This is a genomic window from Bacteroidota bacterium (genome assembly GCA_039821555.1).
Taxonomy (GTDB): domain Bacteria; phylum Bacteroidota; class Rhodothermia; order Rhodothermales; family Rubricoccaceae; genus JBCBEX01.
Window position 1 is genome coordinate 1 of record JBCBNX010000089.1, and the last position, 504, is coordinate 504.

The 504-nt window shown below is 64.9% G+C and carries 1 protein-coding gene; it reads left to right on the forward strand.

The features are described 5' to 3' along the window. Window positions 1-504 (forward strand): hypothetical protein (locus AAFU51_19005; protein ID MEO1573323.1); only part of this gene is annotated, 504 nt, incomplete at both ends.

The window sequence follows — 504 nt, forward strand, 5'->3', positions numbered from 1 at the left end:
GACGGGCTGACCGGCGAGGAGACCGTTCTGGGCCTGGCCAGGATCGACGCGAGTGTCGAGACGCTGGAGATCATCGCCGTCCCCGAAACCGAGGACGCGGATCCCGTGATCGAAGAGATCGACGTGCGCGCCGCCCTGGCCTCGGGCCGGTTCGACACGGGCGAGAAACTTGACGGGCCCGCCACGGCGCCCACCCCCTTCATCCCCAAGCTTGGCATCGACCGGCGCGGCGATGAGGGTTTCCAAAGCGTGCAGCTCGAGAACGGCGATGTGCTCTCCGTGGTCAACAAGGGCGTTCAAGACGGACGTGTTCAGGTGGATTTGGAGCGGTTCGACAGTTTCGGCAACCGGACCGAGATCGAGACCGACTTCTCCAGCCTCTCGTCGACCACCACTCTTATCGCCCCCCTCTCAGGTGGCGGGTTCTTGGTGGAAAGCACCGGCGGGCGACAGATCTTCGATGCGGAGGGTGAGGCGATCGGCCCGCTGCGCAACGATTTACTG